This is a genomic window from Sphingomonas sp. FW306-05-A (assembly GCF_058782275.1).
Genome location: NZ_JBYSXN010000001.1, coordinates 850,758 through 877,609 on the forward strand (window position 1 = coordinate 850,758; position 26,852 = coordinate 877,609).

A 26,852-nucleotide genomic window follows, 5' to 3' on the forward strand; every position below is an offset into this window, starting at 1 on the left:
TGCCGTATCGCCTCCGCGCCTGTTTGTTTACCGGCGCGGAGGCGGCGGCGGTCAGGCCCACGGCCGTTCGCGAAACCATTTGGTGATGACGTATTTTGTCCCGGCGCGGACCTTCATGCCATGATGCAGTGTCGCCGGGTTGAGCGTTCCGTCGGGGCGGCGGTTGTTCCACGCGAGCAGCTTGCCGGTCTCGGGCTGGACGATCTTGTCGATCGCCTTGAACCGCGTCGCGCCGCCGGCCTCGGGCTCGTTGAGGTAGATCATCACGGTCCACGTCCGGTTGCCCGCGACCCCGCAATAGCGGGAATAGTCCACACCGTCGGGCTCGAAATAGTCGGTATGCGCCTTGAACTCCTGGCCGACCGCGTAGCGTTGCCCTTGGATCGGTTCTCCAAAGGCCGGATCGAGCCCGGTGAGCGCGGCGATCCGGGCGTTCAGGTCGATCGTCAGTGGATCGCGTTGGTCGAGGTCGCCGGTCTCGCTCGTCCGAAAGGCCGCATCGCTGTTGGCATCGGACAAGGTAGAAGGCCGCCGCGTAGCATCGACGGCCGCGCACAGCGCCGCGCAGGTCGCCGCGTCGATGAAGTGACGCTTGATGAACAGCGTGAGTTTCGGACTCGGAACGCGCTGGACACCGGGCTGGGTGATCAAATGCGCGACCAGTGCGTCCGCAGGGTATCCCGATCCGTAATTCAGCACATGGGTCATGCGTATTTCCTGCCAAATCTGCCGGGTATTTTCCAGTGTATGTCGGTGCCATATAAGGTTCACAGCGATGACGCCGGACTGTAACACCTGTTGCCTAGCAGGGCTTTGATCGGGGAATATGTCCGCATGCGGTTGGTTTTGGATGCGCGGGCGCGGGCCATTCTGCGACGCCTTCCCGTCACGACAGTCTATACCGGATTGGAGCTGGCGCTGATCGCGGTGCTGGCGATCCAGTCCGCGCGCCTGGTCTATGCCGTGATCACGCCGGTCGGACCGGTTGGGACATGGCGGCCGGAACAGGGCGTGATCGCAGGGTCGCCGCAAGCGATCCTGCGCGGCTTCGATCCGTTCTTCCGCACGAGCGGTGGTGACGCCGCGGGGCCTGCGGCGATCACGACGTTGCAACTGACTTTGTACGGCACGCGGATCGACGAGGCTCAAGGCGGCGGGTCGGCGATCATCGCCGGGCCTGACGGCGTCCAGCAGAGCATCGGCGTCGGGCAGGAAATCTCGCCGGGCGTGATCCTCAAGTCGGTCGCGTTCGATCACGTCTCGATCGAGCGTGGCGGGCGCGCCGAGGATCTGTTCATCACCCAGGCCGAGCAGGCACCCGCGCCTGCGGTGCAGCCCGCCGGTGCGCCGTTGATGGGCGGGATGGGCGATCGCATCGGGCCGCCGCCGCCCGCGCCCGGCATGCCGCCCGCACCCGCCAGCATCCCGCAAGGCGTCACCGCCGCGCAGCTGCGCAGCGACGTCGGCTTCATCCCGCGGATCGATGGCGGTAAGGTCAGTGGATTGACCGTGCGATCGCAAGGATCCGGCGCAGCATTCCGCGCGGCGGGCTTGCGTGATGGCGACATCGTGACACAGATCGGCGGACGTCCGGTCAGCGGTCAGGCCGATATCGAGCGGCTTGGTCCGCAGCTTGCCCGTGGCGGCACCGTTTCCCTGTCGGTCGAACGCGGCGGACAGGTTGTTCCCCTTACCCTTACGATTGCGGGTCAATGAAAAGACTGATTCTCCGGCCCGTACTTGCTTCCGTACTCGCGCTCGCATCCGCCGGCACTGCGACTGCGCAACAGACGATGAACGTACGCGACGCCGACATTCGTGCGTTCATCGCGGACGCCGCGCGCGTGACCGGGCGGACGTTCATCATTGATGCGCGCGTGCAGGGGAAGGTGACGGTCGTCACCGATCACCCGGTGAGCAAGTCGCAATATTTCGAGATCTTCCTGTCGACACTCCGCGCCAACGGACTGGTCGCGGTGCCGACCACCAACGGCAGCTTCCGCATCCAGCCGATCGACAATGCCGCGTCGCAACCGAGCCGGGTCGGGTCGCGCGGGGCGCAGAGCAACAGCTTCGTGACCGAGATCGTCCGATTGCGCTCGGTCGATGCGCAGTCCGCGGTCGACACGGTCCGCGCGCTCGTCTCGCCGCAGGGGACGGTGTCCGCCAACCGCAGTGGCAATACGCTGGTGATCGTTGATTTCGCCGACAACGTGCGGCGCGTGCGCGAAGTGTTGCGGCGAATCGACACCAACAATGCATCGACCCGTGTTGTCGCGCTCAAGAACGCCGGCGCACGCGAGATCGCGACCGCGCTCCAGTCGCTCGCCGGGCAAAGCGGCGGTGGCGGCGGCGGTGGTGGCGCGACCGCGGGGGCTGCGGCACCGAGCAGCACCGGCACCAGTGTGGTTGCGGTGCAAAGCTCCAACTCGGTCGCGATCAGCGGCGATGCTTCGACGGTCGCACGGTTGGTCGCGGTGGCGGAGGATCTGGATCGCCGCGCCAAGAACGGCACCGAGATTAAGGTGATCTTCCTCGAGAATGCCGACGCCGAGCAATTGCTGCCGGTGTTGCAACAGCTCGTTGGCCAGACTCCGTCGCCGATCACCAACCAGCAATTGTCGCAGTCGAACTTCGGCAACAACAGCAACCAGACTGGCAGCAACGGCAACAATAGCTCGCAGCGCCAGGCCAATACCCCGGCGGTACAGCAGGATACGACCGCTCCCGGCAGCACGGCAGGACAGGCTGCGATCAGCACGCAGGGCGGGCGCACCGCCGCAGTTGTGACGCGTTTCGTCGGCGCGAACGCGATCGTCATCGCCGCGCCAGCCGAAGTGCAGCGGCAATTGTCCGATGTCGTCCGCCAGCTCGACACGCGGCGCGAACAGGTGCTGGTTGAGGCGATCGTCGCCGAAGTGTCGGATCAGGTCGCGAGCCAGCTCGGTGCGCAGTTCGCGATCGGCAATCTGAAGGGCGGGGTGTTTGCGGCATCGAGCTTCTCGAACACCGCGCCGAGCCTGCTGACGATCGCGGGTGCGGTCGCGGCGCGGCAGCTCAACACGACGACGACGACGATCAACGGTGCAACCGTCACCACCAGCACCAACAGCACGGTGAGCGATACGCTCGCGCAATCCGCGCTCAGTTCGATCCTCGGGGCGAGCGGCGGGTTCGGCGGGTTTGGCGGGAAGATCGGCGATACGATCTTCGCCTCGATCATCAACGCGGTGAAGAGCGACACCACGTCGAACCTGCTGCAGGTCCCGCATCTGGTGATGCTCGACAATCAGGAAGCACACAGCCTGGTCGGGCAGGAAATCCCGATCACCACGGGGCAGGCGCTGTCGAACAATTTCGACAATGCCTTCCGCACGACCCAGCGGCAGAATGTCGGCATCGAGCTGACCGTGCGTCCGCAGGTCAATTCGAGCGGGACCGTGAAGCTCAACCTCCGGCTTGAGGTGAGCTCGATCGCTGGGCCGGTATCGAGCGATAATAGCGACCTGATCCTCAACAAGCGCGAAGTGGAGACGGTCCGCACAGTGGACGATGGCGACATTGCGGTAATCAGCGGGTTGCTCGACGATAACGAGCGGCGGACGATCCAGAAGATCCCGCTGCTGGGGGACATTCCGGCGCTCGGCAACCTGTTCCGGTCCAAGGCGAAGTCGCGGACCAAGACCAATCTGATGATCTTCATCCGGCCGACGATTTTACGGACGGCGGACGACAGCCGCAAGCTCACCGAACAGCGGTACGGCTATCTGCGGTTGCAGCAGGGCTTGCAGGATCCTGATGCGGAGCCGTCGATCGACCAGTTGGTGCGTGAGTATCTTGGGGCAGCACCGCCGATCCCGAGTGCGCCGGTGCTGGGGAATGTGGATGATCCGAGGATCGCGCTGCCGGTGCAGCGGAGTTCGACCGTGATCCGGCGGAGGGGGAAGTGACGGGGGTTCCGCTCTCAAATAGCCCCTCCCCCTCGGGGGAGGGGTTGGGGTGGGGCAGTCCAGCAGGACTGGCTCTTGGTGAGACACCCCCCACCCCCAACCCCTCCCCTGAAGGGGAGGGGCTAAGTATTCCAGAAATCACCATCCCCTATGCCTTCGCGCGCCGCTTCGGCGTCGTGCTCGCGCCCGGCACCGACAGCCACCTCGCGATCGCCATGCGCGAAGGCGCCGACCCCAAGGTGCTGCTCGAACTTCGCCGCCACCTCGCGCGCCCGTTCGACGTCGGCTTCGTAAGCCCGACCGAATTCGACCGCTTGCTCTCGGAAGCGTATCGGATGGACGGCCAGGCAGCGGCAATGGCAGCCGGAACGCTCGGCCTCGGCGACGAACTCGACGTGCTCGCGAGCGACTTACCCACCGCGGACGATCTACTCGACACCGCAGACGATGCGCCCGCGATCCGCCTCATCAACGGCATCATCGCCGATGCTGCGCGGAACGGCGTGTCGGACATCCACGTCGAACCCTATGAAACCGGCCTCGTCGTGCGGATGCGGATCGACGGCGTGCTGCGCGAGACGCTGCGGATGCCACCACATGTCGCACCTGTCGTCGTCAGCCGGATCAAGGTGATGGCGCGGCTCGATATCGCTGAGCGGCGCGTGCCGCAGGATGGCCGCATCGGGCTGACGCTGGGCGGCAAATTGCTCGACGTCCGCGTCTCGACCCTGCCGAGCCGCGCGGGCGAGCGCGTGGTGCTGCGTATTCTCGACAAGGAGAATGCCGGGATCACGCTCGACGTGCTCGGGATGACGCCCGCGATCAACCAGTTGCTCAAGGAAGCGATCACCGAACCGAACGGCATCATCCTCGTCACCGGGCCGACCGGGTCGGGCAAGACGACGACGCTCTACGCCTCGATGCGCCTGCTCAACGACGGCAGTCGCAACATCCTGACGGTCGAGGATCCGGTCGAATATGCGATGGAAGGCGTCGGGCAGACGCAGGTCAATTCCAAGGTCGGGCTGACCTTCGCGGCAGGGTTGCGCGCGATTCTGCGGCAGGATCCCGATGTCGTGATGGTCGGCGAAATCCGCGACCGCGAGACCGCCGAAATCGCGGTACAGGCCTCGCTGACCGGGCATCTCGTGCTGTCGACGGTCCACACCAACGACGCGGTCGGCGCGATCACGCGGATGCGCGACATGAAGGTCGAGCCGTTCCTGCTCGCGTCCACGCTCCGCGCGGTCATCGCGCAGCGGCTGGTACGACGGCTGTGCGAACATTGCCGGCGGCCTGTGCAGGCGACGGGGTCAGTTTCGGCGCTGCTCGGGTTTGATCCAGGCGCGATCGTCTATGAGGCGGTCGGGTGCGAGCAGTGCCAGGGGACCGGCTACAAGGGCCGGGTCGGCGTCTATGAGGCGATCCGAATCGACGACACCGTGCGGCGGCTGATCAACGACGGCGGGGATGAATCGATCATCGCGCGGCATGCTTTCCTGCACGCGCCCAATCTCGGCAGTGCGGCGCGCGCGTTGGTGCGCGACGGGATGACGACGCCCGAGGAAGCAGTGCGGATTTCGCGGCGGGATATGGCGGATGCCGAAGCGCCTATGCCGTTGCCGGAGACGGCGGGTGAGTGAGGTTTTGCTTCCTCCCCTCCCTGGAAGGGAGGGGCCGGGGGTGGGTCGGCTCGTGGCTGGGTCTGTCCGCTCCTCATACCAACCCACCCCCAACCCAGCGCCGGGTCGGCCATGCCCCCGGCATGGCGGGAACAGCGCGGGGCGCTGTTCGCCCGGCGCTCTTCCAGGGATGAGCGTAAATCGTGCCTGACTTCGATTACCTCGCGATCGACACCAAGGGCCGCGAGGCACGCGGGCAGGTTGCCGCGCCGTCGATCGAGGATGCGCGCGTGCTGCTCGACCGGCGCAAGCTGTACGTCGTCAAGGTCGAGCCCGGCTCGGGCCGTGCCGCCGCCGCCGCCCGCGGCAAGCCGTTGTTTTCCGATTTCCGGCTCGGCAGCCGCAAGATGAGCACCAAGCAGCTGACGCTGTTCACGCGCCAGCTCGCGACGCTCAACCGGGTGTCGCCGCTCGAACAGTCGCTCCGCACGATCTCGCGCCAGACCGAGCAGGAGCATGTCCGCGCGATCGTCGATTCGGTCCATGCCGGCGTGACCGAGGGCCGCCGGCTCCACGAGGCGATGGCGCGCGAAGGCAAGAGCTTCCCCGCCTTGTACCGCGCGATGGTGTCGGCGGGCGAGACCTCTGGGTCGCTGCCGGTGATCCTCGAACGGCTCTCGGTGCTGCTCGAACGCCAGGCCGAGATCAACGGGCAGATCATCACCACGCTCGCTTACCCGTCGGTGCTTGCGGTCGTCGCGATGGCGGTCGTCACCGCGCTGATGGTGTTCGTCGTGCCGCAGGTGGTCGAACAGTTCGATACGGTCGGGCAGCAACTGCCGTTGCTGACGCGGATCGTGATGGGCATCTCGAACTTCATGGTCGCCTATTGGTGGGCATTGCTGCTTGCGCTCGTGCTCGGCGGGATCGGCCTCTGGCGCGCGCTAAAGAACCCGGCGGTCAAGCTGCGCTTCGATACGTGGATCCTGCGCGTGCCGCTGATCGGTCGGCTGTTCCGCGATCTGCACGCCGCGCGAATGGCGCGGACGCTCGCGACCATGGTGGCGAGCCGACTGCCGCTGCTCGAGGGGCTCGCGCTGACCGGCGGTACGATCCGCAACCTGCGGTTGAAGGCGGCGTCGGACGAGATCGTCGAGGCGATCCGCGGCGGCGGGAGCCTGTCGGCGGCGATGCGGCGGACGGGGGTGTTCCCGCCGCTGCTGACCTATCTTGCAGCGTCGGGCGAAACCGCGGGGCAGCTCGACGACATGCTGGAGCGCGCGGCGGACTATCTCGAGCGCGAATTCGACCGGTTCACGACAACGGCTTTGTCGCTGCTGGAGCCGATCATCATCGTCCTGATGGGGGGCGTGGTCGCGACGATCGTGCTATCCATCCTGTTACCGATCCTGCAGCTCAACACGCTTGCCGGACAATGAGGTTTGTTATGACGGATATGCCTGCCACCCCCGCTCTCAATCGCCGCGTTCGCTCGTCGGAACAGGGGTTTACGCTGATCGAGCTGATGGTCGTGATCGTCATTCTCGGGCTGCTCGCCGCGATCGTGACGTACAATGTCCTGCCGCTGGGCGACAAGGGCAAGATCACCAAGGCCAAGGCCGACATCGCGCAGATCGAGGGCGCGCTCGATCTCTACAAGCTCCAGAACGACACCTATCCGTCGACCTCGGACGGGTTGCAGGCGCTGGTCAGCGCGCCTGCGGATGCGGACGCGAGCAAGTATCAGCGTGGCGGTTACATCAAGAAGCTCCCGCTCGACCCGTGGGGCAAGCCGTATCTCTATGCCGCGCCCGGCCAGCATGGCGAGGCGGACATCTGGACGCTCGGCGCCGACAAGAAGGAAGGCGGCGAAGGCGTCAATGCCGACATCGGTAGCTGGCAGTAAGCTGACCTCCCGCGACGCGGGGTTCACGCTGATCGAGCTGATGATCGTGGTGACGATCATCGGGCTGGCGAGCGCCGTGGTCGTGCTGGCACTGCCCGATCCGCGGGGCCGGTTGCGCGACGAGGCGGCGCAATTCGCGGCGCGCGCGCGGGCGGCGCATGACCTCGCGGTGGTGACCGCGCGGCCGGTGAGCGTGTGGGTGTCGGCGGGGGGCTATGGGTTCGATGCACGGCGCGGGGGGGAGTGGGTCGCGATGAGCGAGAAGCCGCTTCGCGTAACGCGCTGGAGCAAGGGGACCGAGGCGGTCCCTGCGTTGGGCGCGCGCGACCGTATCCTGTTCGATTCGACCGGCAGTGCGGATCGGCCGATGGATGTCGTGCTGCATCGCTCGACCGAGAATTTGACGGTGCGGATTGGGAATGACGGGCGAGTCAAGATCGGTGCCTGAGCGCTCACGCCTAGCCGAGCGGGGATTTACGCTGATCGAGATGATGGTCGCGCTCGCGGTGTTCAGCCTGGCGGCGCTTGCGCTGATCCGGCTGGAGGGGGCGACGATCCGCGGGGCGACGACACTCGATACGACGCTGATGGCGCAGATCGTCGCGCGCAACGTAGCCTATACCGCGATGACCGACGCGCGCGCGCCGACGCTTGGCGTGGCGAGCGGGGTCGAACGAAACGGGGGGCGGTCGTGGGCGTGGACTCGCGTGGTACAGCCGACCGGGGATGCGCGGATTCTGAAGATCGACGTCACGGTGATGGATTCAGGCGGGCGGAGCGCGGGGCATCTGACGGTCGTGCGCGACGGGGCGACGCGGTCATGAGGGTTTCTCCTCTTTTGCTCTCGTCCTTGTCTCTTCCCCGGCGAAGGCCGGGGCCCAGTAGCGGGCCGGGCATGGCGGCGGCTGCGCTCCGTTACCACGACCTTTCCGACTGGGCCCCGGCCTTCGCCGGGGAAGCAGAAGAGAGGGGAGGAGGAGGGCGCGCCAATGGCCGGGAATCCGGTTTCACCCTGATCGAGGTGATGATCTCGCTCCTGATCTTCGGGCTGCTCTCCGCGGCGGGGGTGGCGTTGCTTGCCTTCTCGGTGCGGGCGCAGGGTGCGACGGCTGCCAAGCTCGACGACGTTTCGGGGATGAACCAGCTCAGCTCGATCATGACCGCCGATTTCGCGCAGGCGCTCGATCGCCCGGTGCGCGACGAAAATGGGGCGGTCACCCCGTCGTTCGTCGGCGGCTCGGGACCGACTGCCGTCCCCATGTTGCGCTTTGCCCGCGGGGGGTGGAGCGACCTCGACGGGAATCCTCGCGCGGAAGTACAGAAGGTCGAATATGCGGTCATCGACGGCGCGCTTGCACGGGTCGCCTATCCGATGCTCGACGGCGCGCAGCCGCTCCCGCCGACTGCGCTGGTACCCCGCGTCAAGCAGGTCCTGTTGCGCTATCGGATCCGCGGCGCGTGGAGCGATCGCTGGACCGGCAGCGTGCAGGCCCCACTGCCCGATGCGGTCGAACTGCGGGTCCTGCGCACCAACGGGATCGAGACGCGGCAGATGTTCCTGGTCGGCACCGGCTATGCAAGGCGGCCCAATGTCGGCGTCAACTGATCCCTCCCGCCCGGGCGAGCGTGGCGCGGCGCTGTTGACGGTGCTGCTGCTCGTCGCGGTAATCGCGGTGCTCGCGGGCACCGCGCTCGAGAAATTGCGGCTTGCGACGCGGCTCGGTGGCAATGCGGTCGCGCTCGACCAGGCGCGCGCCTATTCGCTCGCGGCGGAGACGCTCGCGGTCGTCAAGGTCACCGACCTGCTCCAGAAGAGCCGGCAGCGCGTGACGCTGCAGGGCAATTGGAGCGATACGCCTTTCGCCTTGCCGATCCCGAACGGCAGCGCGACCGCTCGCGTGACCGACGGAGGAAATTGCTTCAACCTCAACAGCCTTGTGGTCGAGACGACACCGGGTTCCTTCGCCGCCTACACCCGGGCACGCACCGTGTTCGCGCAACTGATTCGACTGGTCGACCCCAATGCCCGCTCTCCCGACGCGATTGCTGCTGCGACCGCGGACTGGCTCGATACCGACAACAGCCCGCTCGACAGCGGCGGGGCGGAGGATTCGTCTTATGGTGGGGGACGCCAGGGGTATCGCACCGGCAACACGCTGATGAGCGATCCGAGCGAACTGCGCGCGGTCAACGGGGTCTCGCGCACCGATTACGAGAAGCTGCGGCCGTGGCTGTGTACGCTGCCAAAGGCAGAACCGGCCAAGCTCAACGTCAATACGCTGCTTCCGGAACAGGCACCGCTGCTGGCGATGCTGCTGCCGGGCACGCTGACGGTGGAAGGTGCGCGTCAGGTGCTGTTGCGGCGTCCGCCGACCGGTTTCGCGACCGCCTCCGCGTTCTGGGCGCAGACCGCCGTTACCGGGGGTACGGAGCTCGCTGTCGGCCAGACCGATGTCACCACCAAATGGTTCACGCTCAAGGTCGATGTGACGCTGGGCGGGACCGTTCTCGAACAATCGGGGCTGATCGATGCATCAACCCTTCCCGCGCGGCTCGTCTCGCGGCAATGGGGCGAGCGACCATGACCGACACGCTAGTCCTTTTCCTGCCGACGTCCGACCTGCCGTGGCGTTGGCTCCACATCGCGGGCAGCGCCGTTGCGGAGCGGGGCGAAGGGTTTCCCGATATCGCCGCCGATGCCGAGCGGACGCATGTCGCGGTGGTGCCGGCGGACGCGGTGACACTGCATTGGGCCGAACTCCCCGATCGATCTGTTGCGCAATCAGTCACTGCGGCGCGCTTGCTTGCGGCGGATGCCAGCGCGTCACCGATCAGCGCATTGCACGTTGCGGTCGGACGCGAGGGCGATGCGGTCGAGCGTCCGATCGGCGTGGTTGCGGCGGGGCAGATGCAACAGTGGCTCGACACGCTCGCCGCGAACGGCGTTGACCCCGATATGGTGCTCCCGGCACCGATGCTGCTGCCGCGCCCCGACTCCGGCTATGTGCGCGCCGATCTCGGCGGCGAGGGTGTGGTGCGCAGCGCGACCAGCGGCTTCGCGGACGAGGCTCGGCTGACCGAACTCGTCACCGGAGGAGTCGCACCCGAAGTGCTGGCGCGCGCTGATGTCGAAGCAGCGATCATTGCGGCGGTGACAGCCCCCGCGCTCGATCTGCGGCAGGGCGCATTCGAGCGGCGTCGCAAGATCGGGGTGGATTGGGGGCTGATCCGGCGGCTGGCGTGGCTGAGCGTGGCGATCTTTGGCGTCACGGTGTTGATCACGATCGTGCTGCTGATCAAATATTCTACTGCGGCCAACGAACTGGAGCGACGGACCGACCTGCTCGCGCGTAGCGGGCTGGCGCGGGGCGAGGCGGTGAGCGATGCCGATCGGCAGCTCGACGCGCGGCTCGAGCGGCTGCGCGGGGGCGGGCAGGGCTTCACCCGGACGACTGCGGCGGTGTTCGCGGCGATCCAGGCGACGCCGGGGACCGAGTTGCGTACCGTATCGTTCGATTCGCTCGGGGCGTTGCGCGTGACGGTCGGGTTGCAGAACGAAGGCCAGATCCTCGATTTGCGCCGCCGAATCGCTGCCGCCGGGTTCGAGGCGACCACCCCAGGTCAGCTGGTATCGACCGGCGGCCGGCTTACAGGGGAACTGACGGTGAAGCCGCGATGACCGAACGCCTGCTTTTCTGGTATCGTGCCCGTACGCTGCGCGAGCAACGGCTGGTTCTCGCAGGCGGCGTGATTGCGCTGCTCGCGTTTGCGTACCTCCTGATTGTGCCGCTCAACGACATCCTCGAGTCCGAACGCGGCCGCCACGCGACCGACGTGATCGCGCTGGGTGAGACGCAGGTGCGGATCGATGCGGTCAAGGCGGCCCAAGGCGAACGGGTCGCGCCGCTGCAGGAGCCGATCGAAACCGTCATTCGGGACCGCGCGAACGATGCGGGGTTCGCGTTGGCGGCGGTGACGCCGCAGGGAACGGACCGGGTCGCGATCTCGATTGCGTCGGCGCGCCCGGGCGCGCTGACCGGGTGGGTCGCCGAGCTGGAAGCCACGGGCATATTGGTCGAGCAACTGACGACGACCGACAACGGCGATCGCACGGTCGCTGCGCAGATGACGCTGCGGGCGCGCGGACAGTGACGCGGTTTCGCCTTCGCACTGGACCGGTCGCGCTATTCGGTGCCGTGTTCGTCCTCGCATTGGTCGTGCTGCTGCCATTGCGGCTGGTGCTCGGCTGGTTCGATCTCAGCCAGACGCGGGTTGCTGCGCGCGAAGCGACGGGCAGCGTGTGGTTCGGCGGCTTGCGCGAGGCGCAGGTCGGGTCGGTCGCGCTGGGCGATCTTGCGGCACGGTTATCGCCTTGGCCGCTTGCGGTCGGGCGGGCGCGAATCGACGTCGCTGGTCAGGCCACGGGTGATTCGTCCGCTGCGGCGCGGACGATTCGCGGTGCGATCAGCGCGTCGCGTCATGCCGTCGGGATCGACGACATGACCGCGTCCCTTCCCGCCGGGAATGTGTTCGCGCCTTTGCCGGTAACGGGCCTCGAGCTCGACGATGTCAGCGTGCGCTACCGCGACGGCAATTGCGACAAGGCAGAAGGCCGGGTCAGGGCGGTGCTCGGTGGAGACATCGCGGGAATCGCCTTGGGGCAGGGGCTTTCGGGCAATGCGCGTTGTGACGCGGGGGCGTTGCTGCTGCCGCTTGCCAGTCAGGCGGGGACCGAGCGAGTCGACCTCCGGCTGTGGCAATCGGGGCGTTTCGTAGCGCAGTTGACCGTCCGCGCGAGCGACCCGACGGCTGCGCAAAAACTCGAGCTCGGCGGCTTCCGACCGACGTCGAAAGGGCATATGCTCACAATAGACGGTAATTTCTGAACGAGCATTCTTGACGGTGGGGCCTTGGTCCCGCTAGGGGCGCTCACTCTGCGGCGATCGTAGTTCAATTGGTTAGAGCGTCGGCTTGTGATGCCGGATGTTGCGGGTTCAAGTCCCGTCGGTCGCCCCATTCTTTCTAGCAGCCAGGAATTCGCTTTGACCACCGGCTGGGGTTTCCCCGATTTCGACGACCACGAAGGCGTCCATCTCTTTACCGATCCGTCGAGCGGCCTGCGGGCTGTGATCGCGGTCCACTCGACCGCCCTCGGGCCGGCGGCGGGCGGGGTCCGGTTCTGGCATTACGCCGATCATGAGCGCGCCATCACCGATGCGCTGCGTCTGTCGCGCGGAATGAGCTTCAAGAACGCGATGGCCGACCTGCCGATGGGCGGCGGCAAAGGCGTCGTGCTCGCGGCGAACCCGGGCGACACGATCACCCAGGCACAGCTCGAGGCGTTTGGTCGTGCGGTCGAATCGCTCGGTGGACGGTACGTGACGGCGGAAGACGTCGGCATGTCCGAAGCGAGCATGAAGACGATCGCGACGATGACCAAGCATGTCTCGGGTCTTCCCGTTGCGGCTGGCAGCGCCGGCGGCGATCCCGGGCCGTACACCGCGATGGGCGTATATCTCGGCGTCAAGGCGGCAGCGAAGCGCGGTCTGGGCGCGGACGACATGCGCGGCGTACACGTCGCGATCCAGGGCGTCGGCAGCGTCGGTGGCGGTCTGGCGCGGTTGCTCGCCAAAGACGGCGCGCGATTGACGCTGTCGGACGTCAACGCGGGACGCGCACAGGCGCTCGCCGAAGAGCTTGGTGGCCACACCGTTCCGGCAAACGCGATCTTGTCGACCGAAGCCGACATCGTCAGCCCGAACGCGCTGGGCGCGATCCTGACGCCGGAGTCGATCGACGCCCTTAAGACCAAGATCATTGCGGGCGGCGCAAACAACCAGCTCGCAACCCAGGCAGAGGGCGCTACCCTGCAGGCGCGTGGCATTCTGTACGCGCCGGATTACGTCATCAACGCGGGCGGAATCATCAACGTCGGGCTCGAATATCTCGGGCATGGCGACCAGGCCGAAGTCGAATCACGCATCGCGCGCATCCCGGACCGTCTGGTCGCGATCTGGGACGAGAGCGAACGATCGGGTTCGCCGGCGTCGGACGTTGCCGACGCGATGGCACGGAAGTTGATCGGGCGCGCGTAACGCGCGTCCCCCTCAATTTTAGTGCTTCCCCGGCGAAGGCCGGGGCCCAGGAGTGAAACGGTAGGTCTCCGGGCGCTGCGCTCAGTTGCAGCGACTTCTACTACTGGGCCCCGGCCTTCGCCGGGGAAGCAGCAATCAATTTAGTTTACCCTATCTCAGGCATGCGATGATCGCGCGTACGGCGGTCATCGTGTCCTCCACGTCGCGCACCGCGATCGTATCCATTCCTGCTGCGCGCACCGCGTCGTCATTGCCACCGGGGTAGATCGCGTCGCCTAGAAACAGCATGTCCGCGGTCGTGATGCCCGAGGCATCCGACAGGCGTCGCATCGCATACGCCTTGTCGATATCCTTGCGCGTGATGTCGAGCGACGTCGATCCGCCGATGTTGACCGACAGATCGGGGAGCGCCTTGCGCAGCAGCACTTGCATCGCCTTGCGTTTGGCGAAATCGGGATCCCACGCCTTCTTGGCGTCGAGCGGTGCCTGCTGCCCGAGTCCCGAAAAGGTGATCTGGCTGCCGCGGTCCTCGACTCGCTCGCCCCAGATTTTCTCGTCGGCAAACCCAGCCTCGCGCACCGCCGCATCGAGCGCCTGCAGGATATGGTCTCGCTGGTCGGACGGGAAGACGTCGGCATAGACCTGCACCCATGCGCTGTTCTCGAAGCGGTACAGCTTGGTCCCGGTGGTGGGCATGATGAACAGGCGATCTCGACGGGCCTGATTGGGGAGGGCGGTGACCACCTGCGTCTCGAATTGCGGCCAGTCACCCCCGGAGATGACCGCTACGTGCGCCACCTCCAGCAGGTTCGCCAATAGCGTCGCCATTGGTTCGCCGATCCGCTGTTTGCTCTCGGCGAGCGTGCCGTCGAGGTCGAACGCGATGAGTTTCTTCATGAAGATATCCCGAAAGGAAGGTGCGGAAGCAACGCGTAGACGCGGCTCCCGGTTGCCCATGACGCGGATCCCGCGCATGGTCGGGGCATGAGTACATCTTTGGAAGCACGCGCGTGAGCGGTTGGGTCATGTTGGTGCTGTTCGGAGTTGCGACCTTCGCGGTGCTCTGGATCGCGGGCGTGGCACGCACGCTGTGGACGACGGTCGGGGCCGCGCTGATGCTCGGCGCAGCGGGCTATGCGATACAGGAACGCGCCGGATTGCCCGGTCATCCGGTGCAGGACAATGCCGATCCGGTCGCGGTCTACCCGCAAGTCATCGAATTGCGCGACCAGATGCTTGGGCGCTTCACCGGGGACGGCGCCTATCTCATCGCCTCGGATGCACTGATGCGCAGCGGTAGCCGCGACAGCGGTGCTCGCATCGTGCTGATGGGGGCGAACCAATATCCGCGAAGCCTGACCTTGTGGACCGGGCTGGGCACCGCGATCGCGCAGCATGACGGCGGTGCGGTATCGCCTGCGGCACGGCTGGCGTTCGATCAGGCCACACGGCTTGCACCGGAACATCCCGCGCCGCCGTTCTTCGAGGGGCTGGCCTATGTCCAGTCGGGGGATTTCCGCAAAGGGCGCGCCTATTGGGCGCGGGCGCTGGCCTTGTCACCGCGGGCGGCCCCGTATCGCGAAGAAATCGCCCTGCGGCTTGCCGCACTCGACGCGATGATCGCGCAGATGCAGCAATAATCTCGCCGGGTCGCCGGGCAAGAAAAAAGGGCGCCACCGCGATGCGGTAGCGCCCTTTCGTCAAGCATCCGAGCAATGGCTCGGCGCCAACGTCCTTACTGGACGTTGTCAGCCATTTCGTCGCCTGCGTCACGGATGTTGTCAGCCTGGTCGCGAAGCGTGTCGGCCTTGTTGTCGAGCACTGCCGAAGCCGTGGCGTTCGAGGTGTTCGACGCCATGTCGTCGATCATCGCTGCGTTGTTGTCGACTGCGTCGGCAACCATGTCAGCATTGTTCTCGATCGCAGCAGCTTCTGGGTTCTTGTTGCAGGCGGCGAGCGAAACCAGGCCGGCGGCGACGAGAACAAGGGCGGTCTTCTTCATGCAATTGCTCCCAAGCAAATAAGGCATTTCACGGCAACAGGTGCCGCCGCGAAGACCGGTGGCATAACGGGTCGCTGCGGTGCGTCAATCCGCAATCGCGGTTAGCGATACAGTTCTGCCATGTTTCAGCCATATTTGCGACGAGCCGAGGTCATTGTTTCGTACGGACCGGTCCGATCGTCTCGGGCGCGTTGGCGACGACCGCGAGCATCGTCGCCCAGGCGGCAACGTTCTGACGAAGCTGCGCGGGGTCGATCAGGTCGAGCGTATCCTCGGGCGTGTGATGGTAATCGAAGTAGCGCAAGCCCGACTGGTTGAGGTCAATCCCACCGCCGCCGAGCGCCAGCGTCGGTTCGACATCGGTGCCGCCATGCGCCTTGTCCGATCCGCGCACCACACCGATCGGCGCGAGTGCGACGGCGAGGCGATCGACCACCGGCTTGGCGCTGTCGGGCAGGTTGGCGTTGAAGCGCCACACACGGTCAGCGCCGAAATCGGATTCGGATGCGATCGTGTGCTGCTCGTTCGCATGTGCCTTGGCATAAGCCTCGCCACCGAAACCGCCGGTTTCCTCGTCCCCGAACCAAACCACGCGGATCGTTCGGCGCGGCGTACCTGCGGCCATCATCAGCTTCGCAGCTGCAGCGGTGATCGCTACGCCCGCGCCATCGTCGATCGCGCCGGTGCCAAGATCCCAGCTGTCGAGATGGCCGCCGATCAACACGATGCCAGCCGTCGGGTCAGAACCGGGGACTTCGGCGACGACATTGCCCGAGGTGCGGCTGGGGACGACGGTCGGGGTCAGCGTGAGGTGCAGTGAGACGGGCTTGCCGGTCTTGAACATGCGTTCGAGATTCTCCGCATCTGCGACGGACAGCGCGGCGGCGGGGATTGGCGTGACACCCGGCGCGAAGTTGGTCGTGCCCGCATGTGGTCCACGGCCATGATCGGTCCCGATCGACCGGATCACAATCGCGGCAGCGCCCTTCGTTGCGGCGACGTTAGGGCCCAGGAAGCGCGCGCCGCCCTGGCTGCCATAGCTGGAGCCGTCCTGCGTCGGCTGCATCGCGTTGGACACGAACGCGATCTTGCCCTTCAGGCTGCCGGCGGGGGCAAGCAGCAGATCGTTGAAGCTCGGGAAATAGACGACTGGCAGCGTCAGTCCCTTGGCCGGGGTCGCGCCCGAATTACCGAGCGCGGTCAGCCGCAGCGGCTGCGGGAAGGGGGCGACGACTTCGGCGGTTTCGGCGCCGCGAATCCACACGTTCTTCAGTTCGTACGGTTCTACCCGGACGTTCTGGAAGCCGAGGGCCTTCAGTTTGACCAATGCCCACTGCCGCGCGCGTTCTTCGGCGGGGGAGCCATCCGGACGCGGGCCGATCTCGGTCGTCAAACCCGAGACGATGTCATAGGCGACGTCGTCCTGCAGCGCCTTGTCGCGGATTGCGGCAACCGCTGGATCGGGGGCGACTGCCGTGGGCAAGGCGCGCTGCGCGCCAGCCGGAGCGGAAAGGGTGGCCAGCAAAGTCGACGCGAGAAACAGCGAACGGATGGTCATGCAGGGACACTCCTTGGAAGGCGAGCTTTTGCCGGGGCGACGGAGTCGGCGGCGCGGGTGCGTGCAAGGGACAGGACGCGCGCGGATCTCAGGTCCGGTTCGTGACGCCCCCCGCGTCGAGCAGCCACCGTATCCACCGGCGGCCACGTTGCCAATCCACCGCATGCTCGCTACATGAAGGTCATATTTCCAGCCTCATGTGAACGGAGCATCATCGGCTATGGCCGTGCAGTACAGCTATGTGATGAAGGGCCTGACCAAGACCTTCCCCGGTGCGCCCAAGCCGGTGCTCAACAACATCCACCTGCAGTTCCTGCCCGACGCGAAGATCGCGATCATCGGGCCGAACGGTTCGGGCAAGTCCACGCTGATGAAGATCATGGGCGGGATCGACCCGGACTTCACCGGCGAGGCGTGGGCCGCGGACGGGATCAAAGTCGGCTATCTGCCGCAGGAGCCGCAGCTCGACCCGACCAAGACCGTCATGGAAAACGTCAAGATGGGCGCGGGTCCCGTCGCTTTGATGGTCGAGCGTTTCAACGCGATCTCGGCCGAAATGGGCGATCCGCAGGACGACACCGATTTCGACGCGCTGATGGACGAGATGGGCGATCTCCAGACCAAGATCGACGCCGCCGACGGCTGGGCGCTCGACAGCCAGCTCGAACAGGCGATGGAAGCACTCCGTTGCCCACCGGGCGACAGCGCGGTCACCAACCTGTCGGGTGGTGAGAAGCGTCGCGTCGCGCTCTGCAAGCTGTTGCTCGAGAAGCCGGGTATCCTGCTGCTCGACGAGCCGACCAACCATCTCGACGCCGAGAGCGTCGCGTGGCTCGAGAATTATCTCAAGGAATATACCGGCAACGTCATCCTCGTGACGCACGATCGCTACTTCCTCGACAACGTCGTCAACTGGGTGCTCGAGCTCGATCGCGGGCGCTATTACACCTACGAGTCCAACTATTCCGGCTATCTGGAAAAGAAGGTCAAGCGGCTCGAGCAGGAAGAGCGCGAGGAGCAGGGCAAGGCCAAGGCGATCTCGGACGAGTTGGCGTGGATGCGGCAGACCCCCAAGGCGCGCCAGACCAAGTCCAAGGCGCGTATCCGCGCATTCGACGAGCTGATGGAGAAGCAGGAGAACCGCTCGATCGGTAAGGCGCAGATCCTGATCCAGCTGCCCGAGCGTCTCGGCGGCAAGGTGATCGAGGCGAAAGGCCTGACCAAGGCGTATGGCGACAAGCTGCTGTTCGACAACCTTGACTTCGTCCTGCCGCCGGGCGGGATTGTCGGCGTGATTGGGCCGAACGGCGCGGGCAAGTCGACGCTGTTCAAGCTGATCACGGGTCAGGAACAGCCGGACGAGGGCTCGATCGAAGTCGGCCAGACGGTCAAGCTCGGCTATGTCGACCAGTCGCGCGACGATCTCGACCCGAACAACAACGTCTGGGAGGAAATCTCAGACAAGCTCGAGATCTTCCGGTTCGGCAAGCAGGAGCTGGGCACGCGGGCGTATGTCGGCGCGTTCAACTTCAAGGGCCAGGACCAGCAGAAGAAGGTCGGCCAGCTGTCGGGCGGTGAGCGCAACCGCGTCCATCTCGCCAAGATGCTGAAGGAGGGTGGCAACGTCCTCCTGCTCGATGAGCCGACCAACGATCTCGACGTCGAGACGCTGCGTGCGCTGGAAGAGGCGCTGGAGTCGTTCGCGGGTTGCGCGGTGGTGATCAGCCACGACCGCTTCTTCCTCGATCGTCTCGCGACGCACATCCTCGCGTTCGAGGGCGACAGCCATGTCGAGTGGTTCGAGGGGAACTTCGAATCGTATGAGGAAGACAAGCGCCGTCGTCTGGGCGATGCGGCGGATCGTCCGACGCGGCTGGCGTACAAGAAGCTCACACGCTGAGCTAACCGATCTCCTTCCCCGGCTTGCGCCGGGGAAGGGATGTTACGTTCTGGAAGGTTGGCGCAACCGCCACGATGCAGGCGCAGGGCGGGAATATCAGGCCGTAAAGCGTTTGGTAAAACCCTTGGGAGGCCGTTCGTCGGCCACTTCAACCACGACATGATCGACCCGCGCCATCGCTGGCCCTTCGTGGCAAAGCGCGATCAGCCGCGCGGTGATCGCTTCTTCCCCAATGACGAGCACCTCTACCCGGCCATCGGTGCGGTTGCGCACCCAACCGGTCAAATCGAGCTCGCTCGCGCGACGCACGACCCAGTCGCGGAAGCCGACATTCTGGACTTTGCCGCTGACGAACACGCGTTGCATCATCATCCGTGCCTACCCAACATCGTAAATTGCCGTTTGACCATCAGGCTGGATATACCGTCGGCGATGGGGAGCGCACCTCGTCCGATCGAACGATCGATCAAACGTCGGAAAGGGAGGGTTCGCGCTCGGGATAGCTGATCGCGATAACCTCATATTCGCGTTCGCCCGCCGGGAGGTTTACGCGGCGGACGTCCCCGATCCCTGCGCCACGCAAGGCACGCGCGATCGGCGCATTCCAGCCGATCCTCCCCGCCGCGGCGTCGGTCTCGTCGTCCCCCACCAGCATGAGTGTGCGATGGTCGTCGTCTTCGTCCGCAATCGTGACGGTCGCGCCGAACCAGACACGCGTACGGTCAGGTTGCGCCGCAGGATCGATGACCTTTGCGGCCTTCATCCGCCGTGCCAGGAACCCCAGCCGGCGGTCAATCTCGCGCAGCCGCTTGCGACCGTAGATATAGTCGCCATTCTCCGACCGATCGCCATTGCCGGCCGCCCAGCTGATGACGTCGACCAGCTTGGGGCGTTCGTCGCCCAGCAATTGCCGATATTCCGCGCTCAGCACGGCGTAGCCTGCGGGGGTGATGTAATTGGGACGATCCATCGCGGTTCAGCCCGGCGTGCGTTTGCCCAGATACCAGCTGACCCGGTTCGGCCCGGACGACCGCGCCCGCGACGGGTTCATCAGGTCATAGACGACCGCATTCTCGAGCACGCGCTGGACGTAGTTCTTGGTCTCGTAGATCGGGATCGCTTCGATCCAGTCGATCATGTCGGGGCCACCCGCCATGCGCGGGTCACCGTTGGTGCGGAGCCATTTGTTCACGTTGCCCGGCCCGGCGTTATAGGCGGCGACGGCTAGCGGATAGCTGCCGAACATGCCGAAAATCTTCCGGAAATAGCTCGATCCGACCATGATGTTGTAATCGGTGTCGGTGGTCAGTGCGGAAGGATCATAGGACAGGCCGATCTTGCCCGCGGTTTCGCGTGCGGTGCCGGGCATCAGCTGCATCAGCCCGCGCGCGCCGGCGTGGCTGACCGCGGCACGATCGAACTGGCTTTCCTGCCGCGCAATCGCGTGGATCATCGTCCAGTCGTCCTGGCTCGATACGGGAACCTTGACGCTCGGGAAGCCGACGGTCGAATATTCGCTAAGGCCGTTCTGCAAAGCGCTGCGCCCGACCATTACGCCGAGATCGGGGCGGCCGAGCGTGCGCGAAACTTCGGACGCAAGGACATGGTCGGCGTCGGTGGTGGCGTCTGCGGCGATCTGACGCACAAAGGCAGTCTGGTCGGCCCAAGCGCCGGTTGCCCCGAGATATTGCGCGGCACGGACGGTCTCGCGTGCGTAAAACGCTGTCCGTGTCGCGGCATCGACCGGCCGCAGCGTCGCGGTACCCGGTGCCGTGAGCGTCTGCCCAAGCCGCTCGATCGCGAGCTGGCCATAGAACATGTCACGGAAGCCGGCCGCGCGGGTGTAATAGCCGTTGGCCTCCGCCCGGCGTCCGGCTGCCTCTGCGGCGCGACCCGCCCAGTAAAAGCCCTTGGACTGGGTCGTCGGCGTGCGCGAAGCGTTGGCGTAGCGCAGGAACAGTCCCGTAGCATCGGCCGGACGGTTCATCTGCTTCATCGCCGCCTGACCGGCCAGCCAGACGAGGCTCGTGTAATCGTCGCGTTCACCGTAGGGCCGCGTGCTGACGTCGGTCCCCGCGGGATAGGCGTCATCGACGCGGCGCGCGATGTCATAGGCCACCGCGATCTGCCCGTCGTTGGCGGCGGCTTTGGCGTTGGTCAGCAACGTCTCGAACCACTGCTCGGGGCTTGCGGGTACGGACGCCAGCGGCAGCCGCTGCGCAAGCGTGCTGCGCGCACTGTTCGATGCGCTGTTGAACCGGAACCACATCGCGCGGTCGGCGAGCCAGCCGGGATCGGTACTTCCCATCGCCTGCGTTGCCGCCGCGCGATCCGACGCATCCGGGGCGTTGGTGCGGAACGCGAGGCGCGCTTCGAACAGCGGGCGGCGTGCCATGCTGGTGAGGCCGATCTGGCGCTGTGCCGCAAGCGTAGAGTTCTGCCACAAGAGCATGTCCATGCGGGCATCCTGATCCGCCGGGCTCAGCGCACCGGGGTAGAATGCCTGGATCCGCGCCTCGTCCACCGGCGAGATCGTTCCGGAGATCCATGCGGCCCGTGCCGCCGCATTGGCTTCAGCACGCGCGCCCGTGGCCGCGAGCGCGTCGGCGTAGCGAGTGCGGCTGGTTCCGGTCAGCGGCGGGAGGCGTCGGAAGTAGCTGACGGCGGTAGCTGGCGACCAGCCCGGCGTCTCGAGTGCACGTTCCGCCTGCCGACGCAGTGCCATTTCGTTCGGCCAGCCGGGATGCGCGATCAGGAAGGTCGCGTAGCGATCGAAACCGAAGCCGGGGCTTTGGAGCGTCTTCCATTCCGAAATCGTCGCCGCGATTGCGACATTGGAAGCATTGGTTCCGGTCAGGATCTGCGTAGCGCGCCCCCAACCGAGTTGTTCCTGCACAGCATCCGCCGGCACCGCCAGGCTCGAGATACCAGCCAAGAGAAGACCCGATTTGTACAACGCTGCAATCATGTGGACAGAGTATGCTTCCTGTCCGTATTTGTCCCGTCGAAAAACACGTAAAAGCGACGGAATGACCGTCGCGCAGGAGCATAACAGTATGTTTTCGGGATCAATCCCGGCGCTCGTCACGCCGTTTGCTGCAGACGGCGCTTTCGACGAGGCGGCATATCGCGATTTCGTCGAATGGCAGATCGCAGAAGGATCGGCGGGGCTTGTCCCGTGCGGCACCACCGGCGAGGCGGCGACGCTGACGGCGGAAGAGCATTTCCACATCGTCGCAGTGTGCGTCGATCAGGCACGCGGGCGTGTCCCGGTGCTCGCGGGGGCGGGGTCGAACGATACGCGCGTTGCGATCCACAACATTGCGGCGGCGAAAGCAGCCGGGGCAGATGCCGCCCTGATGGTCCCGCCCTATTACAACCGACCCAATCAGGAAGGGATCTTCCGCCATTTCGAGGCGGTCGCCAACAGCAGCGACTTGCCGATCGTGCTGTACAATGTGCCGGGCCGGACCGTTACCGACATTGCCGTCGAGACGGTCGGGCGGATCGCGCATGCGCTACCGAGCGTGATCGGGATCAAGGACGCAACCGGCGTGATCCAGCGAGTATCGGCGCAGCGGGCGGCATGTCCGGATGGGTTCATTCAATTGTCGGGGAATGACGACATGGCGCTCGCATTCAACGCGACTGGCGGCGTGGGGTGCATTTCGGTGACGGCGAACGTCGCGCCGCGTCTGTGTGCAGAGTTTCAGGCGGCCTGCGCATCGGGGGACTATACAGCTGCGCTGGCGCTCCACGATCGGCTGTTTGCGTTGCACGGTTCGCTTTTCACGGATGCGTCGCCGGGGCCGGTCAAATATGCGCTTAACCGGGTCCGTCCGGCCTTCCCGACGGCGTTGCGCCTGCCGATGACGTGGCCCAGCGAGGCTAGCCAGCGCGCCGTCGATGCGGGACTGGAAGCGGCGGGAATGGCGTAAGGCCGATTGCGGGACTGATATTCTCCTGTGAGAGCAGGAGAACAGGAGTCGAAACAGCTCGAGCCGTTATCGCCGTGGTCCGCCACGGCGACAGCGTCAGTCCTTGGCGAAGAACCGATCGATCACGCTTTGGCCAAGCCGCGCGGGTCGCTTGGTTTCGATGTCGAGGCAGCACCAGCTTGATTTGACCTCGGCCAGCACTTCTTCGCCGCGCTTGATGATCGTTTCGTAAAAAGCGCGCGCGCCCTGAACCTTTTCGAGCAAGACGGTTGCGATCACCTCATCGTCGAGAAACGTCGGCTTGCGATAGGTGATCTCGTGCTTGAGCGCGACCCAGGCATGCGTGGTGATCGCCTCGGCAGGGGCGAAGCGTTGCCAGTGGCTGATCACGGCAGCCTGTACCCACTTGAGATACGAGGCATTATTGACGTGGCCCATGAAATCGATGTCTGCCGCATCGATGGCGATCGGGAAGTTGTGTGACGCGAACTGGGCCATCGGGTAATCCTATCCGAGAAAGGTCGGCGGTGCGAGACCTTAGCGTGTCGTGCCTTAACAAATATGTCGGGGTGACATCTCGTATTTGGGAAACGTCGCGCAGGCCGGAACGATCCCCCGCGATCGACACACGGTCGCGCGCGCAGGGCTTTCGCTTACCCGACTTCCGCCCTACATCGCCCGACATGGCGCGTCCCAAACCCGTAACATTCGAAAAAACCAAGATCGTCGCCGAGAACCGGCGCGCGCGGTATGATTATTCCATCGAGACGGTTTTCGAGGCGGGAATCGCCTTGACCGGAACCGAGGTCAAATCGCTGCGCACGGGGCAGGGGTCGATCGTCGAGAGCTACGCCGAAGCGAAGGATGGCGCGATCTGGCTGGTCAATTCGAACATTCCCGAGTTCAGCCACGGCAACCGCTACAACCACGAAGCCAAGCGTCCGCGCAAATTGCTGCTCCATGCGCGCGAGATCAACAAGATGCACGGTGCGGTGAACCGGGACGGGATGACGCTCATCCCGCTGATGATCTATTTCAATTCGACCGGGAGGGCGAAGGTCGAGCTCGCGCTCGCCAAGGGCAAGAAGGCGCACGACAAGCGTGATTCGATCAAGGAGCGTGACTGGAAGCGCGAGCAGGGCCGATTGATGCGCGATCGTGGATGAGGCGACCCGCCCCGTCGGCGTTGTCGCGCGTCTGTGGCTTGTCATTCTGCGGCATATTCCCACACGCGACGGGATCGCGCGCAACCGCTTCCTCCGACCAGTAGCGCATCGCATCCTGCACCCCGCCTTGTGGCGCTTCACACGGCGTTCGGTTCCGCGCGGCGTCGCGCTAGGGGTCGTGAGTGGAATCCTTTTCCCGTTCGTACACGCGCCCGTTGCGGCACTCGCGGCGCTGCCGGTGCGCGCCAATGTGCCCGTCGCCGTTGCGACGACGCTGTTGCACAACCCGCTTACGAGCGTGCCGATCTATTTCAGCGCCTATCATATCGGGATCTGGGTATTGCAGTGGGATCGCAGCGTGCCGGGTCGTCCGATCGCAAGCAACGTAGCCGCGCATGTCGACTGGTTGCACACGTTCGCCGCGCAGGTCGGCCCGGCGACAATCGTGGGGCTGGCGGTTCTGTCGGCGATCCTCGCGGTGATCGGCTATGTCGCCGCAGGCCTGGTGTGGCGGGTCCGGATCGGGCGGAAGTGGCGCAAGCGATCGATCCGAAGGAATTTTGTTAACCCGTTTGACTAGGCGTGTCGGAGGAATACAACACGCGGGCTTTCGTTCGATTTGAAGGGCCTTACATGCGTAGTTCGCACCTTGTTGCATCCTTGTTTGCTACCGCCGCACTCGCCGGCACGACCTATGCGCAGACCGCTGCGCCCGCACCGAAATCGCCCGAGAAGACGTCTGCTCCGACAGCTGCCGTTCCGGGCAAGCCGACCTATGGCGCGTTTGGGCTCGATCTTGCGGGGATGGACAAGACCGTGAAGCCGGGGGACAATTTCGCGGAATATGCCGGCGGTACCTGGGCGCGCAACACCGCGATCCCCGAGGACCGTGCCGCGTTCGGTATGTTCAACGTGCTGCAGGACCTGTCGACCAAGCGGACCCGCGGGATCCTCGAAACCGCGATGAAGACGCCGGGGAACAAGAGCGGCGACATGTACGCGAGCTACATGGACGAGGCGGCGATCGAAGCGAAGGGCGCGACCCCGATCCAGCCGTGGATCGCGCAGATTAAGGCCGCCAAGGACAAGACTGCGCTCGCGGTTGAAATGGCGAAGCTCCAGCGGCTTGGCGTGGGCGGAATGTTCGGTGTCGGCGTGAGCCTCGATGCCAAGGCCCCGACCAACTACATCGTCAGCACTGGTCAGTCGGGCTTGGGCCTGCCGGACCGCGATTATTACCTCAAGACCGATCCCAAGCTGGTCGAGACCAAGACTGCCTATCAGGCGTATCTTGCAAAGATGCTGGGGATGATCGGCGAACCGAACGCCGAGGCGCGCGCTGCCGCGATCGTCGCGTTCGAGACGCAGATCGCGACCGGTCACTGGACCCGGATCATGTCGCGTGACGCGGACAAGCGGTACAACAAATGGGCCGCTGCGGACTTCGCGGCGAAGGCACCGGGCTTCCCCTGGGCCGAATATCAAACCGCCCTCGGCGTCGCACAGCAGCCGGCCTATATCGTCGGGCAACCGAGCGCGATCGCGGCTGAGGCGCAATTGTTCCAGCAGACGCCGTTGCCGGTGCTCAAGGACTATCTGACGCTCAAGCTTCTGCGCACCTATGCGCCCTATCTGTCCAAGCAGTTCGATCAGGCGAACTTCGCTTTCTACGGCACCGTCCTGTCGGGTGCGCCGCAGCAGCAGCCCCGCTGGAAGCGTGGGGTCGCGGTTGTCGGCGGTGCGCTGGGCGAAGACGTCGGCCAGCAATATGTCGCGCAATATTTCCCGCCCGAAAGCAAGAGTGCAGCCGATCAGCTCGTCAAGAATGTGATCGCTGCAATGGGCCAGCGGCTCGACAAGCTCGAGTGGATGGCGCCGGAAACCAAGGTCAAGGCGCACCAGAAGCTCGCGTCGTTCACGCCCAAGATCGGTTATCCGTCGAAGTGGCGCGACTACAGCGCGCTCAACGTCGGCCGAAGCGATCTCGTCGCCAATGTCGCGGCCGCGAACGCGTTCGAATATCAGCGCGACCTGAACAAGCTCGGTGGTCCGATCGATCGCACCGAATGGGGCATGACCCCGATGACGATCAACGCCTACGCCAACCCGACGATGAACGAGATCGTCTTCCCGGCGGCGATCCTGCAGCCACCGTTCTTCGACGCAAAGGCGGATCCGGCGGTCAATTACGGCGGCATCGGCGTGGTGATCGGGCACGAACTCAGCCATCATTTTGACGATCAGGGCCGCAAGTTCGATTCGACCGGCAAGCTCACCGAATGGTGGACGCCCGAGGACGTAAAGCGCTTCACCGCGCTGACCGACAGACTGGTGAAGCAATATGATGCGTATGAGCCGATCCCCGGCCAGCATATCCAGGGCGGATTGACGCTGGGCGAGAACATGGCGGATCTGGCGGGGCTGGCGGTCGCTTATGACGCGTATCACCGTTCGCTCAACGGCAAGCCTGCGCCGGTGATCGGCGGGCTGACTGGCGACCAGCGCTTCTACCTGGGGTACGCACAGGTCTGGCGGATCAAGTTCCGTGAGCCCGCGCTGCGCTCGCAATTGTTGAGCGATCCGCATTCGCCGGGGCCGTTCCGCACCGCCGAAGTGCGCAACGTCGATGCGTGGTATAAGGCCTTCGGCGCCAAGCCCGGCGACACGATGTATCTCGCGCCCGCCGACCGTGTTCGCGTTTGGTAACGAGTCTCG

27 protein-coding genes and 1 tRNA gene are annotated in these 26,852 nt (G+C 65.3%); 20 read left to right on the forward strand and 8 right to left on the reverse strand.

The window, feature by feature from the left end:
- Positions 1–51: 51 nt before the first annotated feature.
- On the reverse strand, positions 52–708 hold the full coding sequence (locus AC3WJR_RS03950) for a prolyl hydroxylase family protein (RefSeq protein WP_492722468.1): 657 nt from the start codon (positions 706–708) through the stop codon (positions 52–54).
- 126 nt (positions 709–834) lie between these two features.
- On the opposite strand from AC3WJR_RS03950, the gene AC3WJR_RS03955 reads away from it, so the two are divergent.
- The 14 genes from AC3WJR_RS03955 to AC3WJR_RS04020 all read left to right on the forward strand — a co-directional run bounded on the left by AC3WJR_RS03955 (position 835) and on the right by AC3WJR_RS04020 (position 13,573).
- Positions 835–1,716, forward strand: coding sequence for a type II secretion system protein N (locus AC3WJR_RS03955; RefSeq protein WP_492722470.1), 882 nt, complete (start codon positions 835–837; stop codon positions 1,714–1,716).
- Positions 1,713–3,950: a type II secretion system secretin GspD gene (gspD, locus tag AC3WJR_RS03960; protein ID WP_492722473.1), complete on the forward strand. Its 2,238-nt coding sequence runs from the start codon at positions 1,713–1,715 to the stop codon at positions 3,948–3,950. Before AC3WJR_RS03955 ends, gspD begins: the two co-directional genes overlap by 4 nt.
- Positions 3,951–4,018: 68 nt before the next feature.
- Entirely contained in the window at positions 4,019–5,593 is a 1,575-nt protein-coding gene (locus AC3WJR_RS03965; protein WP_492724146.1) for a GspE/PulE family protein, read from the forward strand.
- 182 nt (positions 5,594–5,775) lie between these two features.
- Entirely contained in the window at positions 5,776–7,011 is a 1,236-nt protein-coding gene (gspF, locus tag AC3WJR_RS03970) for a type II secretion system inner membrane protein GspF (protein ID WP_492722475.1), read from the forward strand.
- Between the two features lie 8 nt (positions 7,012–7,019).
- Positions 7,020–7,478, forward strand: a complete 459-nt coding sequence (gene gspG, locus AC3WJR_RS03975) for a type II secretion system major pseudopilin GspG (RefSeq protein WP_354280163.1) — start codon at positions 7,020–7,022, stop codon at positions 7,476–7,478.
- Positions 7,453–7,926 (forward strand): GspH/FimT family pseudopilin, encoded by a 474-nt coding sequence (locus AC3WJR_RS03980; protein WP_492722480.1) that lies wholly within the window; start codon positions 7,453–7,455, stop codon positions 7,924–7,926. Before gspG ends, AC3WJR_RS03980 begins: the two co-directional genes overlap by 26 nt.
- Positions 7,898–8,302 (forward strand): type II secretion system minor pseudopilin GspI, encoded by a 405-nt coding sequence (gene gspI / locus AC3WJR_RS03985; protein WP_492722482.1) that lies wholly within the window; start codon positions 7,898–7,900, stop codon positions 8,300–8,302. Before AC3WJR_RS03980 ends, gspI begins: the two co-directional genes overlap by 29 nt.
- 71 nt (positions 8,303–8,373) lie before the next feature.
- A complete protein-coding gene (gene gspJ, locus AC3WJR_RS03990) occupies positions 8,374–9,084 on the forward strand; it encodes a type II secretion system minor pseudopilin GspJ (protein ID WP_354280168.1) in 711 nt (236 codons plus the stop codon).
- Entirely contained in the window at positions 9,068–10,063 is a 996-nt protein-coding gene (gene gspK, locus AC3WJR_RS03995; protein WP_492722485.1) for a type II secretion system minor pseudopilin GspK, read from the forward strand. Before gspJ ends, gspK begins: the two co-directional genes overlap by 17 nt.
- The gene (gene gspL, locus AC3WJR_RS04000) at positions 10,060–11,157 is read left to right on the forward strand and encodes a type II secretion system protein GspL (protein WP_492722486.1); all 1,098 of its coding nucleotides are present in this window, start codon (positions 10,060–10,062) and stop codon (positions 11,155–11,157) included. The genes gspK and gspL overlap by 4 nt, the downstream gene beginning before the upstream one ends.
- Positions 11,154–11,630 (forward strand): type II secretion system protein GspM, encoded by a 477-nt coding sequence (gene gspM / locus AC3WJR_RS04005; protein WP_492722488.1) that lies wholly within the window; start codon positions 11,154–11,156, stop codon positions 11,628–11,630. The genes gspL and gspM overlap by 4 nt, the downstream gene beginning before the upstream one ends.
- Entirely contained in the window at positions 11,627–12,364 is a 738-nt protein-coding gene (locus AC3WJR_RS04010; protein ID WP_492722489.1) for a type II secretion system protein N, read from the forward strand. Before gspM ends, AC3WJR_RS04010 begins: the two co-directional genes overlap by 4 nt.
- Before the next feature lie 53 nt (positions 12,365–12,417).
- Positions 12,418–12,494, forward strand: a tRNA-His gene (locus tag AC3WJR_RS04015).
- Between the two features lie 26 nt (positions 12,495–12,520).
- Positions 12,521–13,573, forward strand: coding sequence for a Leu/Phe/Val dehydrogenase (locus tag AC3WJR_RS04020; protein ID WP_354280176.1), 1,053 nt, complete (start codon positions 12,521–12,523; stop codon positions 13,571–13,573).
- 150 nt (positions 13,574–13,723) lie between these two features.
- Here the strand turns inward: AC3WJR_RS04020 and AC3WJR_RS04025 are convergent, their stop codons facing one another.
- A complete protein-coding gene (locus tag AC3WJR_RS04025; protein WP_492722492.1) occupies positions 13,724–14,470 on the reverse strand; it encodes an HAD-IIB family hydrolase in 747 nt (248 codons plus the stop codon).
- A gap of 113 nt (positions 14,471–14,583) precedes the next feature.
- Between AC3WJR_RS04025 and AC3WJR_RS04030 the strand changes: the two genes are divergently transcribed.
- Positions 14,584–15,213 carry a tetratricopeptide repeat protein gene (locus AC3WJR_RS04030; RefSeq protein ID WP_492722493.1) on the forward strand — a complete coding sequence of 210 codons (630 nt, stop codon included), beginning with the start codon at positions 14,584–14,586 and terminating at the stop codon, positions 15,211–15,213.
- 95 nt (positions 15,214–15,308) lie between these two features.
- Here the strand turns inward: AC3WJR_RS04030 and AC3WJR_RS04035 are convergent, their stop codons facing one another.
- Positions 15,309–15,575 (reverse strand): hypothetical protein, encoded by a 267-nt coding sequence (locus AC3WJR_RS04035; RefSeq protein WP_354280180.1) that lies wholly within the window; start codon positions 15,573–15,575, stop codon positions 15,309–15,311.
- Between the two features lie 151 nt (positions 15,576–15,726).
- Positions 15,727–17,133, reverse strand: a complete 1,407-nt coding sequence (locus AC3WJR_RS04040; RefSeq protein ID WP_492722495.1) for a M20/M25/M40 family metallo-hydrolase — start codon at positions 17,131–17,133, stop codon at positions 15,727–15,729.
- A 220-nt stretch (positions 17,134–17,353) separates the two neighbouring features.
- Here AC3WJR_RS04040 and ettA point away from each other — a divergent pair, with 220 nt between their 5' ends.
- Positions 17,354–19,033, forward strand: coding sequence for an energy-dependent translational throttle protein EttA (ettA, locus tag AC3WJR_RS04045; RefSeq protein ID WP_492722496.1), 1,680 nt, complete (start codon positions 17,354–17,356; stop codon positions 19,031–19,033).
- 96 nt (positions 19,034–19,129) lie between these two features.
- On the opposite strand, the gene AC3WJR_RS04050 is transcribed toward ettA, so the two are convergent.
- The 3 genes from AC3WJR_RS04050 to AC3WJR_RS04060 form a co-directional block, all read right to left on the reverse strand.
- Entirely contained in the window at positions 19,130–19,405 is a 276-nt protein-coding gene (locus AC3WJR_RS04050) for an acylphosphatase (RefSeq protein WP_354280185.1), read from the reverse strand.
- A gap of 94 nt (positions 19,406–19,499) precedes the next feature.
- Positions 19,500–20,003: a transcription elongation factor GreB gene (gene greB, locus AC3WJR_RS04055; RefSeq protein ID WP_492722498.1), complete on the reverse strand. Its 504-nt coding sequence runs from the start codon at positions 20,001–20,003 to the stop codon at positions 19,500–19,502.
- Between the two features lie 6 nt (positions 20,004–20,009).
- Positions 20,010–22,001: a lytic transglycosylase domain-containing protein gene (locus tag AC3WJR_RS04060; protein WP_492722499.1), complete on the reverse strand. Its 1,992-nt coding sequence runs from the start codon at positions 21,999–22,001 to the stop codon at positions 20,010–20,012.
- A gap of 88 nt (positions 22,002–22,089) precedes the next feature.
- On the opposite strand from AC3WJR_RS04060, the gene dapA reads away from it, so the two are divergent.
- Positions 22,090–22,971, forward strand: coding sequence for a 4-hydroxy-tetrahydrodipicolinate synthase (dapA, locus tag AC3WJR_RS04065; RefSeq protein ID WP_492722501.1), 882 nt, complete (start codon positions 22,090–22,092; stop codon positions 22,969–22,971).
- Between the two features lie 96 nt (positions 22,972–23,067).
- Here the strand turns inward: dapA and AC3WJR_RS04070 are convergent, their stop codons facing one another.
- Complete coding sequence (locus AC3WJR_RS04070) at positions 23,068–23,469, reverse strand: acyl-CoA thioesterase (protein ID WP_354280193.1); 402 nt, start codon at positions 23,467–23,469, stop codon at positions 23,068–23,070.
- Between the two features lie 185 nt (positions 23,470–23,654).
- Here AC3WJR_RS04070 and smpB point away from each other — a divergent pair, with 185 nt between their 5' ends.
- The 3 genes from smpB to AC3WJR_RS04085 are packed head-to-tail and all read left to right on the forward strand — an operon-like array spanning position 23,655 to position 26,843.
- Positions 23,655–24,137, forward strand: a complete 483-nt coding sequence (smpB, locus tag AC3WJR_RS04075; RefSeq protein ID WP_354280195.1) for an SsrA-binding protein SmpB — start codon at positions 23,655–23,657, stop codon at positions 24,135–24,137.
- Positions 24,130–24,717 carry a DUF2062 domain-containing protein gene (locus tag AC3WJR_RS04080; RefSeq protein WP_492722503.1) on the forward strand — a complete coding sequence of 196 codons (588 nt, stop codon included), beginning with the start codon at positions 24,130–24,132 and terminating at the stop codon, positions 24,715–24,717. Before smpB ends, AC3WJR_RS04080 begins: the two co-directional genes overlap by 8 nt.
- A 53-nt stretch (positions 24,718–24,770) precedes the next feature.
- Entirely contained in the window at positions 24,771–26,843 is a 2,073-nt protein-coding gene (locus AC3WJR_RS04085; RefSeq protein WP_492722505.1) for a M13 family metallopeptidase, read from the forward strand.
- The last annotated feature ends 9 nt before the right edge of the window (positions 26,844–26,852 follow it).